Here is a 14,914-nt window from a genome sequence, read left to right on the forward strand (position 1 = left end):
CTTGCGAACCTTCGGATTGGTGCAAAGCTCACGGCCGACGGCATCGCCCTCCGAGGCATAGATCAGGTTCAGCACACCGTCCGGAAACCCTGCTTTTTGCGCAAGCACAAACATGGCGCCAGCGACAAGCGGCGTCTGCTCGGCGGGTTTGAGAACGACCGTGCAGCCGGCGGCAAGGGCAGGGGAGATCTTGCGCGCCACCATTGACGCTGGGAAGTTCCAAGGGGTAATGGCGCCGACCACGCCGATCGGCTGCTTGATCACAAGCATTCGCCGGTCGTTCGATGGCGCCGAAATCGTCTCGCCATAAATGCGGTTTGCTTCCTCGGCATACCATTGAAGATAGGCTGCCGCATGGGTGATCTCCGACTTCGCCTCGACAAACGGCTTGCCCATCTCCGCGGTCAGGATGGCGGCGAGATCGTCGCCGTGTTCAAGGATCAGGCGATGCCACTCCCATAAGATTTCGGAACGGGCGCGGGCGGTCAGACCGGCCCATAGTTCCTGGGCGGCATAAGCGCGGTTGATCGTCGCGGCAGTCTCGCCGGCACCCATATCGGGCAAATGCGCCAGGAGATCTCCGGTCGAAGGGTTGTGGACGGCAAAGCGCTTCGAGCCTTCGCCCGCATCAGGACCGGCCAGTGTTACAAGTTGGGCGAATAGCTCAGGATTCTTCAGGTGTTTCTTGAGCGCGTCTGTGATCGTCAACATGTCTTCCTCCCGGCGGCGTTTGTCGAAGCGATGGGATAGCCGATCGCTGCTGTGGCTTGAAGCGCGGACTTGTCACCACGACAAACGACATTGCCGAGCATATTGATCGACCGCGAGGCAAACGCGAGCAGCGCGGCACTGGGCCCACGGAAAGCTTTTCGATATACCAGTCGAAGAGGACAGCCTGATCCGACACTATTCGTTGTCACTGGCGGATCGCCTGGAAATCGAACTGCGCAGGCGTGATCATAATCGGCTCGGCTTTGCTATTCAGCTATGTCTTATGCGATACCCGGGGCCGAGTGCTGGGAGCAGAAGAAACTCCGCCTCGCGCCATGCTGAGATATGTTGCTAATCAGATCGGCGCCGCCCCAGAAGCATTTGCCCTCTATGCACGCCGTGGAGAAACCCGTCGCGATCACACGGCGCGCTTAATGGTGTATCTGGATACGAGAAGCGCGACGGTGCAAGATCGCCGAGCCGCGCTATTGGCTGCAATTCAGGCGGCGACGATGTCTGCTGCATTTCGCAGAGGCCGTTTAGCCGGCACCGCCCTGGCTCGAGGTCGCCGATGTCTGCGAGATCGCCCAAATTCTTCGCTCTACCACTTATCGGAGCATTCGTTTTCCTATAATGTCACGCCAAACTGTCCGGCAGTCTTGGAGAATACGCATGCTCAAACAATATGTCGTGCTTCCCCCGCACGGATTTCGCTCTGCGGTCCTCGCGCGGGCAGCAGCACTCAGGTTGACGATACCGCTGGTCGCGGCGGCGCGCGGAACTGCGCCGTTGACCAAGGATGCGATGAGCAAGGTCGAAGTCATCGACTCAGTCAGCGTCGATGGGCCAAAGCTTGTCGAGATGACGCCCGAGACGGAGTTGGAACTTCGACTGGAGGAACCCGCCCTCAAGATTGTTCCGCTCGTTACCTATGAAAAGATGCGAGCGATTTACAAGGTGAAGCGAGCAGCGGCAGCGGCGGTCGTTGCGCAGGCAGGCCAGGGTGCCGTGTTGCGCGTCGAGGATACTGATGGAAATCCTCTTGCCGGTGCCCGTGTTGTTGCATTCACCAATTTCCGTGCCAGGGCCGGCGACGAGGGCTCGACCGACGCCAATGGCGAAATTCGGTTGCGAATTGCGCCAGGCGTAACGCTTGAGCGTGTCTACATCTATGGCCCCGCCCGCCACTGGGGGCGCTTTGAGCGCAACTTCACGCTGGCCGCCGGCGCGGCCCTACAGCTTGAAACGATTAATCTCGCAGGACAGCTTCTAGCCTTGCGCCGGTTTCGTGGCGATCTGCCCTTGACCGCGGGACACGAGGTGGTTGTGGGCATCGTCGATACCGGCATCGACCCGAACCACCCGCTGTTGCCCAACATTTCGGGAGGGGCAAACATGGTTCTTGAGGAAACGAAGGACGATCCGGGCGAGATCGCTGACTGGGGGCCGGCCGCTGTCGAAGGCGAGCACGGTACGCATGTCGCAGGGATCGTTGGAGCCCGGCCTTCGGGCGATATCGACCTTGCCGGCGTCGCGCCCGGCGTCACGTTGAGAAGCTACCGCGTCTTTCCCCACGACGGGGGAGACGCGACCAATTACGATATCATGAATGCCATCGACCGGTCTGTTCAGGATGGATGCAACATCATAAACCTCAGCCTTGGCGGCGGCGAAGAGGACGAGGCGGTCAGAGCGGCGATTGGATCGGCACTCGACAGCGGCGTTCTGGTGATTGCAGCGGCCGGCAATGATAGTCGAAAGCCGGTAAGCTATCCCGCCGCCTTGCCGTTCTGTGTCGCTGTTACGGCGATGGGATGGACGGATTCCTTCCCGATGGCGTCGTCGGAGGTCGGAGATGTCGCCAAACCATACGGAAGGGAGAATACCTTCGTGGGCGCATTTTCGAATTTCGGGCCGCAGATCGATCTGACAGGCCCTGGTGTGGGGGTTGTCTCGACGTTGCCCGGAGGGACATTTGGCGCGATGAGTGGAACCTCGATGGCAAGTCCCGCATTGGCTGGCTATGCGGCCTATCTTTTGGGCGAGGACGCGACTATATTAGGTCTCAACGGTGCCGAAAAAAGCACCGCGCTTAGAGATAAGCTCTTCGGCTCGGCGACGCCGCTTGGTCTTGCCCGGGATTTCGAGGGCTTCGGACTTCCAGGGTGGGATGATCATGAGCGACGTGGTTATGCAACAGGTGATATTGAGGAGGAAAAGCTCGACAGGGCCATCCTCGAATGAAACCGCCGAGAAATTCGGAAGGGCCGGTGCTACCGTCGTTGACCAAAAGGCGTCTTCTCTCTTGATCGAGGGCGATGAGGAGACCATCCTTTCGGTGGCGAAGAGCCTGACCGGATGGATCACCATCCCGATGAAACGCTACTCCGTTCCAGATACGAGAAAGAAGGTCGGCTGATATTCTCAGCCGATTTTCTTATATGGAAACGTCAACTGATCTCGCTGGCCACAGCGTAGGCTGATTTTGGTGGGACGGCTCATGGCAGCGGATTTGTCTTCAAGCAGGGCACGGACGGCCCCATGAAAGCCCGCGTCGATTTCCTGGAAGAAATCGACAATCCCGACGAACTGGTTTTCCGTCTCCTCAAGCCCCTTTATGTCGAAGAGCACCCTGGTCCCGACGTCGCGTTCTTTCAGGTCGAGCTCATGAGCGGCGAAGCGAAGCTCGCAAGCGCCATCCCCCTGGCGGCAAAACCGAGCATCAGCCAGGGCGTGGCTGTGATCGGTCATCCAGCATTCGACAGGAGAATCCCGGATGTCAACCTCATGGAGGATATCTATGGCAAGATCTACAATAAGAAACGGCTCGCCCCTGGTGCGGTGACGGCTGTGAGGGATGGGAAGCTTCTGCGCAACTGCACGACGCTTGGCGGCAGTTCGGGTTCCTGCGTGCTTGATTTCGCAAGCGGCGAGGCTTTCGGCCTGCATTTCAGCGGCCGGTTCATCACGACGAACTACGCGGTTCCAGCCGACACCGTTCGGAACCTGCTCGCCAAGGCGTTGTCGCCAGGCGCGGCAAAAAGGAGGGTCAGGCGCGACATCCGAGCCGAAGTATTTCAAGGATCGCAAGACACTTCCTCGACACCGGCAAGCTATGTGCCACGGGCTACGAAATGGGCCAGGAAACCGCCTTACTGCCGGAGGAGGAGGTTGTTTTCCGAGGTTTTGCCTCGAGCTACGTTGACGGCGTGATCCAGACCCGAATCTCGACAATTCAGACCACAAACCCAAATCGATTTCGGTCAGCTTGCCGCCTTGGATGCTCTGGCAGGTGATGACGAGGCTCGCTTCGACACGTCGCCCGCGCCGGATATCGGATCTCACCGATATCCGCTTCTTGCGGTAGTGCCGGGTAGTGGTCATCCGTCGCTCGCCTAGCGCTGTCTCACCGGCTTCTTGACCGGAGCTAGGGCAAGCCCCTGACCGATATCGGCGATGGTCGACTCCTCATAATAAATTCGATCCCGGCTGCAGGATCTGCGGACGCGTTCGGCGATTTCTTCAGACTTTCTGTCATGGCTTGCGGCGGCCTGCCAATGCAGCGCCGCCAGCCCTGCGATGTGCGGACATGCCATGCTGGTGCCGTCCATGGCCTCCAGTGCATCCTTCTTCCTCTTGGTGATTTTCCCGGCAGAAACAATACCAACGCCCGGACCGACCAGGGTGGGATTGGTATTGGAAAACGGCGCGACCGTCAGTCCATCGGCCATCTCCATGACGGCGCCGACCGAAATCACGCCTATGGCTGCAGATGGGCTCGACCGTTGGATCACATATGGTTTTGCCGCGTCCCGGCCGCTTTCGTTGCCGGCTGCTGCAACGACGACGGCTGAGCGGCCAATCGATTGTTGGTGCCTATTCATCTCCAGGAGCGTATCGAACAGGCGAATGTTGTCCATGAACGTTTCGAGCGCTTGGGAGGTTGCCGCTTCCGACGCGTACCCTTTATCCACCAGCCACTCGCGATAGCTCGGGAAATCGAAGCCGAGCGACATCGAGATCACGTTTGCACCGCTCGAAAGCGCCCACTGGAACCCCTCCAGCAATGCCTCGGTACCGGCGGAGCCTCCAATCACCTTTCCAATCAACGCTTTTCGAATTCCCGGCGCGACCCCGATCCTGACGCCATTCACGTTCCTGCCGAAGATCGTCGCCGCGCAATGTGTCCCATGGCCATCGGTGTCACCGCCGCCGGATCCGGTGAAATCCCGCTCAACGATTTCCAGGTTCGGATCGTTGAATGCCGCATGCTCCCTGTTGATCCCAGTATCGAGAACCGCAACGATGACGCCTTCCCCGTCATAGTCCGGATTTGGTCCACAAACAGCTTCGACACCCCATGACTTACCTGCCAGAACTGCTGCCTCGACCTGCTGGCGGCTTGTCGCTTTGCTTGCCCTGCGCGGCGCAATCAGCTTGAGAGGCATCGGCCTCGCATAGGCTTTGACCGCCTCATCTCGCTCGGCCCTGCGCAACTGGTCAGGAGTGGCATCGACCACCTCTAGTTCCACAGTTTGCGCCGTCACACGAGCCTTCCTGGGGGTCGGCCTCGGGCCTGGTCCGCCGCGGAAGGATTCCGTACTAGCGGTCGACTTTAGAATGAGCAACTTTTCCATTGAGAGGTCCCCTGTTTATCCTATGTTTTTACAATCTAGGGATTATTGTCAAAGTGAGTTTTTGCTTCAATTTGCGAGGCTGCATGAAGATCCTCGGAAGCCAGTCACTCGATTTAGATCAAGGCCCTTGAACCGCATGTCTCTTTATCCATAGCCACCTATCAGCATTCTTTGTTAATGATACAAATTGTCTTTAGTAATGAGGCATGGGAACTTTCATGCGCGAATTGCACGTTGAACGTGAATCTGAATATCGCGGTGTCAGATTGCGGTGTCAGATTGCGGACGCGCGGTGCTCAGGCAATGCGAGCGATCCAATCTCGCGTCGCGCCGATTTTCAGCGTGTAAATGGTCGTGTCGCTTGTCCGTTAAAAGGGTTTTTCCTTTGTGTGGTTCATCCGCTGTTAGCGACACTATCGCTTTGGGCGGGCATGCAAAGGAAATCGAAATGGTCGCCCGGCCCAGGGGGCAAAATTCTAGATGTCGCGGACGCTGTCGATGACAGCTGGGTTGTTTCCGCTGCCGGACCCACGATCGGCATCTCCCCGATTGCGGACGACGGAGCCGAAGTCGGCATGGCTGGTCCAACCGCAGCCTTCAGGATCTGCCGACGCAGGGCAAGCCCGATGCAAAGGCTCGGTATGCCTGTCAGCGACGACACCATACTGCGGCAGCTGAAGCGGGATGCCGCGGTTTCTCACTGCACCTCCAAGATTCGGGTGGTTGGCATCGATGACTGGAGTTGGCGGCGAGCGACGCGATACGGCACTATCGTGGCTGATCTCTCGAGCGACGTTCGGTCGTCGACATTCTCGATGATCGGAGTGTCGATAGTGCAGCCGGGTGGCTGCGGAACCATACTTCCATCGAGGTCGTCAGCCGAGACAGATGCGGCCTGTATGCGCAAGCCATCCGTGAAGGCGAACCGGCGGGCTTGGTAGGTGGCAGATCGGTTTCACCTGGTCCAGAATCTCCGTACGGCAATCGAGAAACAGATGAGCCTTTGCGGCCGTGCCTCAGGAAGAGCCATCCTGTCCGAGGACGCCGTTGTCGACGCTGCGGCACATCGTCGGCGCGCCCGGTTCGCGCATAGGCAATCTCGCCAGGCGATATTCGAGATGCTCCACGCCTTACGCCAGGAGGGTCTGTCCTTCGGCGAGATTTGTGCCGGGCGCTAAGCCCGAGGGTCTTGCCTAAGGACAACCGCAACGATAACTGCTACGGATTCATCGGCCGCCGCGGTGTAATGGTGTAGTTCCAGTCGGGATGGAACTCGCCGCCGGTGATGTCGAGGCTGGCCATCTCGACGTCGGAGATCTTGACGCCCTTCTCGTAGGTCCGCCTGTCGAGCGCGCAGGCGACTTTGAGTCCGGTCTGGGTCGTGGTTGCGCCGATCAGTTCAGCGACGGCGAGGCGGTCAGTGAGCGGCCGGCCGCGCCAGTTCTGAGTGATGTGGCAGAACAGCCGATGCTCGATCTTGTTCCACTGCGACGTGCCGGGGGATAGTGGTGGACGTGGAGGACAAGCCCGGTCTCGTCGGCGAGTTTCTGCAGTTCCACTTTCCACAACCGCACCCGCGCGCCGTTGGAGCCACCGCAGTCGGCGGTGATCGTCAGTTCGCGGGCGTCTGGATAGCGCTCGCGCCAGGTGCGGATCGACCGGACGGCGAACGCGGCGGTGTCGGCGGTAATCCCGACGCTGACCCAGGCCTCGTTGGCGGCCACGTCGTAGACGCCATAGGGGACGACTTTGCCGAGCGTCTTGTCGCCGAAGTCGTGCAGTTCACCCGCTGCGGCTCGCCCTTCGGGCGATAGTCGCTGCCGCCGTTTTTGAAGTTGCCGACAAGTTCTTTTTTCTTCGTATCCACGGAGATGACGGGCTCGCCGGCCGCCTGCGCCGCGACCACCTTGGCGTTGATGTGCTCGAGTTGGGCGTCGCGGTCTGGATGGTTGGCGCCTTCATCCGCCTTACGGTTGAACGGGCGCGAGAAGCCGAGCTGGGTGAGCAGCTTGCGCACGCTGTTGGGGCTGATCGTATGGCCCATGTCGGAAAGCGCGCGGGCCAGCTTGTCCATGCTCTTCGACACCGACAACAGCGGCCGCTCCGGATCGCCCAAGGTCGCCGGCTCAATGAGACGCTCGAGGTCGGCAAGCAGCATTGGATCACGCGCAGTCAACGGCCGCGGGCCGCCACCTTGATGGCGCACCCGGCCGCGTGGCGGCGGGGCCGCGTCGAGGTCTTTCAGCCCCGCTTCCTCGTATGTATCCCGTCGCAGGCTCAAGATGTCGAATCTGCATTCGCCGACGCCGCGGTCATCGCGGGGAGAAAGGGTTAACTCGCTTTTCCTTTTGGCTTGAGCCAACGCATCTAAATGGGCCTTTGGCACGGGATTCTTGCCTGCGCTGCCACGTCAGTGTCATGGTCATCGTACCAACTGCGACTTAGGACAGCGCAACGATAAGTGAATCGTCGGATTGTCTCGACCTGCGGCACGTTCGCGTTGTTTCCCGGTCCCCATTTCAGCGCCTGTGTCGCAAAGCAGCCTTCGGTAAGCTGTAGTTGTCCCCCTCACTGGTTCGCGCGGTCTATTCTGCCACACCGGTGGGCAGAACGTTGCGACAGATCCCCGCAGGTTTCGTGTCCACCGTCTCACAGCAATGGCGGAAACGGAGGATGGCCGCAACACTTACCTGGACCGATGTCGCAGCCTGCACCCAATGTCGTAGTTAATATCCCTGTCCGCTGTTCCCGGCAAAACACGAGTAGCCGCCCTGCTGTGGCTTTGTCGAGTCTGCAACACGGCGCTTTTCGATCTGATCTCTTGGCTAACTTTCATTTAAGCCATTGATGATTCACGGGCAAATTTTGGCTTTAGCGCCTGTTTGCGTAGTTGGCATGACTTTTGAAGCTCTCTCGCAGGGACTACGAACCAGCCTATTGATTGCCTCGCCCCCAAGGACGACTAATGCTCAACGAAGTCGGCACTGCCAAGTCCGAATCTGTCATAAGTCAGCTCATCGATGTCGTTGCGTCTATCGATGAAATTGCGGCGTCGTTCCCAGACAGGATAGCGATTAAGCATGGCGCGGAAGAACTCACATATGGTGAGTTGCGACTGCTGTCGGATAAAATTGCAAGCACCTTACGAGAGCACAGCGCAGAGGGTAGAATCGTGGGGTATTTCGGTGACCGAAACCCCCATTGGGCAGCCACGGTAATCGCAATTCTCAAAAGCGGCTCGACATATTTGCCGCTCGATCCATCTTTGCCGACCTCCCGCATTTCTTTCATGATCGAGCAGAGTGGATGCACTCTGATTATCGGGCCGGAAAGACCGGAAGAGCTTGGCCTCTTTCAGGAAAACAGCAAAGGCCGCCGACAATTCTTGACGGTGCAGACGGCGCTACACGGTGGCCCTGCCTCTCCTGGAATGCCAGCTTTGGCTGAGGGCCATCTCGCCTACATTCTGTTTACGTCCGGTTCGACGGGGAGACCCAAGGGGGTGATGGTCAAGCGCGCAGGACTAAACAACCACTTGAGGGCCAAGATGGATGCGCTCGAGCTAAGTGAGAAGGACTGTGTCGCACAAACTGCCTCGCATAGCTTTGACATCTCGCTGTGGCAGCTTTTGGCAGGGCTATGTGTCGGCAGTTGCGTCGCGATCATAGATGATTCGACAGTGAGATCTCCGACGGCCCTTCTTCGGGCACTGCAGGCTAATCGCGTCACGATTGCCCAATTCGTTCCATCGGTGCTAGCCGTCTTCGTTGAGTATCTCCAGTCACTCTCAGTCACGGAGCGGTTTCTTCGTGCGTTGCGCATGGTCTCCACGGTGGGCGAGCCGCTGACGCCAGCCTTGGCGCACGGGTGGCTGACACTCTTTCCTCGAGTCCCAATTCTCAATCACTACGGACCGACCGAATGTGCGGATGGGGTTACACACCATTTTATATCTCTCCCGCCCAGTACAGCTGAAACCTATTTGCCCATCGGTAAGCCTATTGCCAATCTCAGGGTTTATGTCGTCAATGGATCGCGTCTGTGCAAGACGGGAGAAGTTGGCGAGATCTGCGTTAGTGGGGTCGGTGTCGCTGATGGATACATCAACGATGGCGTGCGTTCCAAAGACGTCTTTTTGTCGAACCCGTTCTCGGACCATCCATCTTATCGGCAGCTCTACAAGACCGGCGATCTCGGACGCATCAGGGCAGATGGCCTGCTGGAGTGTCTTGGTAGACGAGATCGTCAGATCAAGATCCGGGGGCACCGGATCGAACTTGGAGAAATCGAGTCTCGCCTCTGCGCTCATCCTTTGGTAAGTGCCGCCGTTGCTGTCACACCGGTAAACGAGAGCGTGAAGCTGACGGCTCGGGAAATAACCCACACCGGCCGAGAAACTGGGCCAAGACGAATACTGGCCTATGTGTCGGCTCCTGCCGAACTTTCAGAGGGTGAACTCCGGAGCTTTGCTGCCGAAACACTTCCTGCCTACATGCTTCCGGAGCGACTCATTCGTGTCGACCGGATGCCGATCACCCGAAACGGGAAGGTAGATCTCGCGTTACTGCCAGATCCGACAACCGTTCGCCCGGAGCTGCAGAGTCCGCTCGAGCAACCAAAGACGGAGCTTGAAAGCACATTACGAGATATTTGGTCCAGCGTTCTTCGGATCGAAGGCATCGGTGTCAACGATCAATTCATGGATCTTGGGGGCGACTCGCTCCGCGCGGTACTTATATTGGCTCGGATTCAGAGGCAGCTCGGAGCAAATGCGGATTTCAGGATCGTTCTGAATGGGACCATCAGGTCGCTTGCATTATCGATATCAAACCAATCCGAAACGACAAAGAACGTGCTTCCCCCCTGTGGGAAGCTCAGACGAGCGCCCCTGACGCGAGTGCAAGAACATCTTTGGTTTCTCTGGCAGCTCTATCCGACCACGAAAAATTACATCATTCAAGGTGGTATGCGTATCCGAGGTGCTGTCGACCAAATCGCTTTCAATAAAGCTTGGAACGATGTTGTTCAGGCGCATGACGCGCTGTCGGCACGTTTCATCGACGAAGATGGGCCCGTTCAGATTTTTGATGATCCGCAGAGATCCGAGATAGAGTTGGTGGACGCCACTCACCTGCCTCAAGAGGAGGCCGAGGAGCTATTGGCGGAGCTGCGGCGGAAGGAGCTCAACAATCCCTTTGATCTCAGTCAGGGCCATTTGTTTCGTGCGCGCCTGATCCGTCTTGGCGCCGACGATCATCTCATGCTGATCACCGCACACGAAATCATCATAGATGCATGGTCAATCTCTGTTCTGCTCAGAGATTTACAGACGAGATACTCCAATCCCGCTGCCGTCCCTCCACCAGATCGCCCATCGCTCTCGACCTATGCGCTCTGGGAAAGTGTACATCTTACACCGAAGTCGCTGAGTGATCAGCGGCACTATTGGCGTCGTCAGCTAGGCGACAATCCTCCTGTACTTTCGCTCGGGAATCGACTGCGGTCGAAAGTAAGCTCCTACCGTGGGAACTCGCATGCGATTCTCCTTAGCGGCGAAGTGTCTGATCAAGTGCGAGATTTTGCACGCCGGCACAGGTGCACGACTTCCACGATCCTATTGGCATGCTTCAAGCTGCTGTTGCGGATGTATAGCGGCCAAGACGATGTGATTGTTGGTATACCGCATGTGGTGCGCAGCCAGCCCGGCACCGAGGAGATCGTAGGATTTTTCCTCAACATGCTGCCAATTCGAACCACGATCGACGTCAATAAGTCCTTCGCGGCTCACGTAAATCACGTGCATAACCTCACAAGCGATGCCATCGCGAACTCGGCGTATCCATTTAGCTGGATGGTCAGAGATACCCGATTCCACCGCGAGCCCGGTCGATCACCGATCTTCCAAGTCATGTTCAACATGTACTCCGAGCCCGCGGAACCTCCTGCCAAGCGCGATTTGGAACTGACTTTTCGCGAATACGACACAGGTTATGTGAAATTCGACCTTACACTGTACGCGCAAGACGAAGGCGATGCAATTGCGTTGCAACTGGCTTACGCGGAAGACGTATTTTCGAGCGATGCGATCGCCCGCATGGCCGATAATCTTCGCCATCTTCTTGCTACCTGTGTCGAGAGGTCGGCCGAGCCGATTGTCACCCTGAGCAGCCTCAGCCCGTCGGAAGTCACCATTCTAAACTCGCTCAAGGGTGATGAGCGGTCATATGAGGACGAGCCTTCACTTGTGGAAGCGTTCGATCAGGTGAGCGCTTCAAACATCGATCGGGTGGCTTACTTCGGCGAGTTCGGGGCAATCACGTTTGGCCATCTGCGCGAACGCATGGCTGCGATCCAGTCCGTTCTGCGGACGTGCGGGGTGGGGCCGGGTGATATCGTTGCCATGCTCGTCGACAGGTCGCCTGATGTAGCGGCCACGACTTTGGCCATCCGGGATTTGCAGGCAACTGTCGTGCCTATATCGCCAGATTACCCGGAGGAACGGGTCGGCCATATCGTGAGGGACAGTGGCGCGAGCCTGCTTGTTCGCGCTCGCGAGGACAAAGAGGTCCATTTTGGTGTGCCATGCGTTAGCCTGTCGACCCTGCAGGCTGGACACGCTCCTGGCCGGGTCACGCACCGAACGATCGAATTGCCCGATAAGGGCGCAGCCAGCCTGATATATACCTCATCCTCGACGGGTAAGGCGAAGGGCGTTGTCATACCGGAATCCGCAATGCTCAATCGACTGAACTGGATGTGGCGATGCTTCCCCTTTGATCGCTTCGACGTTATGGCCGTACAGAAGTCAGCGGGACTTGTTGCTGCGGCATGGGAGTATTTTGGAGGGCTCCTGAAGGGGGTGCCCACGCTCATTCTGACGCAAGAGCAGTTGCACGACCCCGACCTCTTGTTGAGTGAGTTGGCACGGAATCACGTCACGTGGTTGTCTGCCTCGCCGCCTATTCTGTCTGGTTTAATTGCCGCTCAAAAGCGACTGCAGAAATTGACCAACCTGCGCCTGGTTACAAGCAGCGCTGAACCGATGCCGGCATCGCTTCCTTCTCGTTGGCGAGAGTGCTTTCCGGATGTGCCGCTATGGAATTTTTATGGCAATACGGAGTGCGCGTCTAATGCAGCGGTTTACGGAACAACGGACGCCGACGATGGCTCTTCAGCTGTGCCCGTTGGGCGCCCGATCGATAATGTGAGAATGTACGTCCTTGACGCACAGTTGAAACGGGTTCCCGTCGGAGTCGCAGGTGAACTCTGTGTGGCAGGACGCTGCGTGAGCGCGGGATATTGGAAGGATCCAGAGCGAACAAAGCACTGTTTCGTTCCAAATCCATACGATGAAGGTCAATACAGCGTCCTTTATCGGAGTGGTGATATCGCCCGCATTTCAGCCAAAGGTCTTCTGGAGATTTGTGGTCGAGCGGATAACCAAATTCAGCTTCGGGGTTTCCGAATTGAGCTCGAGGAAATCGAGACGGCGCTCGGATCTCATCCTGCCATCGCACAGGCCGCCGTCTTTGTAGAGGGCAAGGATGATGATCGGCGACTGGTTGCGCTCGTGGCGCCAGATGACGACAGCCTGACCTCAGGAGACATTGTGAGCCATCTGCGGCAGACACTCCCATCTTACATGATCCCATCGGATGTTCAGATGGTGCGACTTATGCCGCTCACAGCGAACGGGAAGATAGATCGGGCTCGTCTCCCTTTCGTCTCATCCCGCGCCATGCAAAAGACCGAGCCCGCTGAGCCACGGACCGAGAGGGAGCGACTCCTCGCCGGTATCTGGCAAGAACTGTTGGGCGCCAAATCTATTGGTATCGATGATAGCTTCTTTGATATCGGTGGAAATTCGCTTCTGAGTGTGCGGTGCGTGACACTGGCGCGTAAAGCGGGACTGAGCTTAACGGTCAACCAACTGCATCAGACACCAACCATCCGGGAACTTGCAACGTACCAAACGTCGGCCGCGACATCTGCTTTAGCGGCTTCCGATGGACCGATGCCAGTAACCCCTGCGATCTCACATTGGAATAGTTGTGTCGGAATCGGCGAGCACTACAATATTGTTGATCTCTTCTTCATGCCCGCCGGCATCTTGAATGTCTTCATTCTTGAACGTGCACTTGCGCATGTTATTGGCCGGGAGGAAGCACTGAGGCTCCGAATCGCTGAAACAGAGAGCGGCTTATCTCAGGTAATCGGATCGATACCAGATCCCATCGTAGAAGAAATTAACCTTGTCGGTATGGCCACAGCGCAACAACTCACGGCCATTGAGCAAGCCTGCGCGGAGCGTCAGCGCATATTTCGATTTGACGGTCGGACACCTCTTATCAGAGTCTCAGCCTTCCGGACATCGGAGAGTGGCGATTACTATTTGCTTGTTCTGCTGCACCACTTTGTAGCAGACGGGGTTGGATACAGACTGTTCCTGAATGCACTCGAGGCAGCTTATGATTCGTTTGCCGCTGGTCGGACTGCTGCAGATCCGGATACGACGACCCTGTCTCGATGGCTGCAGCGACTGGGTAATTACGCGAATGGCGAAGCGGTAACCGAGCTCGAGCATTGGGAGGGCCTACGGTACGACCTGTTTGACATAGGTGTGAGCGATTCTGGGACGAATGCGGCGGGGTTTTCAGCTCAAACTGCGAGGTGGCTCCACTATGCAGGCTCCGAGAAACATATCGATGAAGAATTCTGCAGGCCGCTTTGGAAAGACCAGGCCACGTATCATATAAGGATCAGCGAGGAGACAACGGGGAAACTTCTCAAGGTTGCGGCGGCGTCTGCGCAATGCGAGGATTTTGATCTATTGCTTGCGGCTATTTCGGGGGCATTTGGCCGCGCTTTCGGAAATTACTCACTCTGGATTGACAGCCTCACTTCGACCAGGGGATGTCTATTCGACGACATCGACCCGTCTCAAATCATCGGCTATATCGGTGAACTGGTGCCGCTTCCGTTATACGTTACCGGAACGGAGTCTCGTCCAGACCGCGCCCGCTCTATATATCAGCAGCGCACCTCGTTGCCGCGCCAGGGCATAGGTTTTCGAGCTTTGAAGTTCTTGAATCGGCATCCCGCCGTGCGGGAGCGGATCGATCGCCTGCCGTTACCCCGCATCGGAGTGAACTATCGAGCGAGACTCCAACGTCATTATCCGCGCCGCTTGCTGTCCAGAGATCCACACCCATTGTGGATCGGCGAAGATATGGATCAGTCCGTTATGAATTATCTCTTCTGGTTTCGCGTCGGGTACCAATCGGGCGAACTCCACATCGAAGTGAGATACGATCCACGACAAGTTGGTTACGAAACGACCCGCAACCTCTGCACAATCTTGCGCGATGAACTCCTACAGACTGTCGATGCATTTCGAGAATTTGATCAAACGGGCAATAACGGATGAGGCCGTCGGAGCCACCGATGAAGGGCGAAGGCGAGCGCATGGCTTCACCGGCAAGGCATACCAGTTTGTTGGACGGCAAGGTTTCCCGCCTCATCATGCGGCTCGCCATTCCCTCCATTATTGGTTTGTCGCTGAATGC

General features: G+C 57.4%; 5 protein-coding genes and 3 pseudogenes. 5 read left to right on the forward strand and 3 right to left on the reverse strand.

Translation table 11 applies throughout. From position 1 onward, the window contains the following. On the reverse strand, positions 1–711 hold a 711-nt coding region (locus tag OLZ32_RS38625), incomplete at its 3' end, for an aldehyde dehydrogenase family protein (protein WP_406649403.1). Between the two features lie 163 nt (positions 712–874). On the opposite strand from OLZ32_RS38625, the pseudogene OLZ32_RS38630 reads away from it, so the two are divergent. The 3 genes and pseudogenes from OLZ32_RS38630 to OLZ32_RS39565 form a co-directional block, all read left to right on the forward strand. Beyond that, a pseudogene (locus OLZ32_RS38630) lies at positions 875–1,229 on the forward strand (DUF4158 domain-containing protein); the annotation flags it as partial. A 154-nt stretch (positions 1,230–1,383) separates the two neighbouring features. Next, positions 1,384–2,955: a S8 family serine peptidase gene (locus OLZ32_RS38635; RefSeq protein WP_264399516.1), complete on the forward strand. Its 1,572-nt coding sequence runs from the start codon at positions 1,384–1,386 to the stop codon at positions 2,953–2,955. Positions 2,956–3,378: 423 nt separating this feature from the next. After that, positions 3,379–3,924, forward strand: coding sequence for a trypsin-like serine peptidase (locus OLZ32_RS39565; protein WP_373696481.1), 546 nt, complete (start codon positions 3,379–3,381; stop codon positions 3,922–3,924). A 182-nt stretch (positions 3,925–4,106) separates the two neighbouring features. Here the strand turns inward: OLZ32_RS39565 and OLZ32_RS38645 are convergent, their stop codons facing one another. Continuing rightward, entirely contained in the window at positions 4,107–5,159 is a 1,053-nt protein-coding gene (locus tag OLZ32_RS38645; RefSeq protein ID WP_264399518.1) for a S8 family serine peptidase, read from the reverse strand. A gap of 620 nt (positions 5,160–5,779) precedes the next feature. Between OLZ32_RS38645 and OLZ32_RS38650 the strand changes: the two are divergent. Continuing rightward, positions 5,780–6,511, forward strand: a pseudogene (locus OLZ32_RS38650) (transposase); the annotation flags it as partial. Positions 6,512–6,566: 55 nt separating this feature from the next. Here the strand turns inward: OLZ32_RS38650 and OLZ32_RS39570 are convergent. Continuing rightward, positions 6,567–7,506, reverse strand: a pseudogene (locus tag OLZ32_RS39570) (ISAzo13 family transposase). Between the two features lie 807 nt (positions 7,507–8,313). Between OLZ32_RS39570 and OLZ32_RS38665 the strand changes: the two are divergent. Continuing rightward, on the forward strand, positions 8,314–14,775 hold the full coding sequence (locus OLZ32_RS38665; protein ID WP_264425635.1) for a non-ribosomal peptide synthetase: 6,462 nt from the start codon (positions 8,314–8,316) through the stop codon (positions 14,773–14,775). The last annotated feature ends 139 nt before the right edge of the window (positions 14,776–14,914 follow it).

Origin of the sequence: Rhizobium acaciae (assembly GCF_025941625.1) — a bacterium.
In the GTDB taxonomy this organism is placed as follows: domain Bacteria; phylum Pseudomonadota; class Alphaproteobacteria; order Rhizobiales; family Rhizobiaceae; genus Rhizobium; species Rhizobium acaciae.

Excerpts from the sequence above, each read along its gene's own strand:
- OLZ32_RS38635 (WP_264399516.1), top strand. The coding sequence starts at position 1,384 with ATGCTCAAACAATATGTCGTGCTTCCCCCGCACGGATTTCGCTCTGCG.
- OLZ32_RS39565 (WP_373696481.1), top strand. The coding sequence starts at position 3,379 with ATGAGCGGCGAAGCGAAGCTCGCAAGCGCCATCCCCCTGGCGGCAAAA.
- OLZ32_RS38645 (WP_264399518.1), bottom strand. The coding sequence starts at position 5,159 with ATGCCTCTCAAGCTGATTGCGCCGCGCAGGGCAAGCAAAGCGACAAGC.
- OLZ32_RS38665 (WP_264425635.1), top strand. The coding sequence starts at position 8,314 with ATGCTCAACGAAGTCGGCACTGCCAAGTCCGAATCTGTCATAAGTCAG.